Raw genomic sequence first — 1,303 nt, 5'->3', positions numbered from 1 at the left:
GCGCCCTGTCCGGTTGTCGGCGGACCAGGCTGCGCCGCAGGTGGAAGGCGACCGCCCGCACCGCCGCGTGCTCCTCCCCGCGCGGCAGGTAGGGCTGCCCAGTCAGATCCGCCACATCCAGCCGCAACGCGGTGGCCAGCGCCGCCAGCCGACCGCGACGGTCCACCCACTCCCGGCCCGTCTCCAGCCCGGCGAGGTAATCGACTTCCAGGCCGGTGCGGGAGGCAAGGTCATCCCGGGTAAGCCCGCGGCGGCAGCGCCAGGCGGCCAGGCGCGCTCCAATCGGGCCGCCGGCGTCCGTCTCATCCAGCTCGCGCATCACCAGATTGCTCGCATACCCACTCGCCCGGACCGTGTGCTCTGCCAGGGTAAAGACCCGCCCATTCCGTCAGAGGAGGATCAGATCCCCCAAGGCGGGCCGCATATGCCTGGCGCGCGACACATTAGTCACACCGCTAAAGGCCACGCGAACCAGCAAGTGACACGCCAGGTCAAGGCGAAGGACGATGGGTGCAGTTCCTTTGAAGGGAAGGGTTGAGGAGGTCGCGGTGCGTGGGGCGGGCCAGGGTCACCAGCTCTTGATCACCGTGCGGCTTCCTCACGTTGCTCAAGCCACTCGAGGTACCAACTGCGGAAGGTGTGACGGTTTCCGTTTGCGTCGACGTACGGCTCGAAGGGCGGGTTGACCGCACAGTCCCGGTCGCGGAGTTGCCCGCGGTGCGGGCCGACGACGATGAGCCAGCCGGTCATCCCGCATCCGTTGTCGCTGATGGGGATCGCACCCCGCCCGCGTTCCAGGAACCAGACCTCGTCGCCGGCGTCTCCGAAGACCTTGCGGTAGTCGTCCAGATAGTCGTCGTCTTCGTCACGCGTGGTGGGTTCGTACCCGGCGGCGCGAAGGGTCGTTATCTGCTGGTCGGCCCAGTCGTCGGTCTCGACGAACGGCCTACTGGGGTCCAGCAGCCAGGGATGGTCCTCGTCGTTCTCCCAGACCCATCCCCACTTACCGTCGATTCGGCGCAACGACGTCAGGTCGAATGACGGTCCGGGGCCGCCGGCTCCGACCTCTGCCAGAAACGTGCGGTACTCGTCGGGGAGCGCGACGGCGAATTGTGCTTCGACCTCGGCGATCTCGGCGGGAGTCAGTACGGGTTCGAACGTTGGGTATGGAGATGGCTTACGGCCATGGGCTCGGCACTCGGCCTCTTCCACGGCGATGACGCGTTCCCGAACTCCCGACCAGTGCACGTGCGTGCTCACGGCTCTCCTATCGACGGCGAGCACGGACATTACTGATCGGGAC

General features: G+C 67.2%; 2 protein-coding genes. Both read right to left on the bottom strand.

The genetic code is table 11. From position 1 onward, the window contains the following. Positions 1-319, bottom strand: a 319-nt coding sequence (locus ABTZ59_RS37125) for a helix-turn-helix domain-containing protein (RefSeq protein ID WP_351425980.1), incomplete at its 3' end; no start/stop codon positions are given. A gap of 263 nt (positions 320-582) precedes the next feature. Next, positions 583-1,303, bottom strand: a 721-nt coding sequence (locus ABTZ59_RS37120; RefSeq protein ID WP_351425975.1) for an SMI1/KNR4 family protein, incomplete at its 5' end; no start/stop codon positions are given.

It is taken from the genome of Streptomyces sp. NPDC094034 (assembly GCF_040303865.1).
GTDB lineage: Bacteria > Actinomycetota > Actinomycetes > Streptomycetales > Streptomycetaceae > Streptomyces.
The sequence above is the reverse complement of the archived record's forward strand: the minus strand, read 5'-3'. Positions and strand labels throughout refer to the sequence as shown.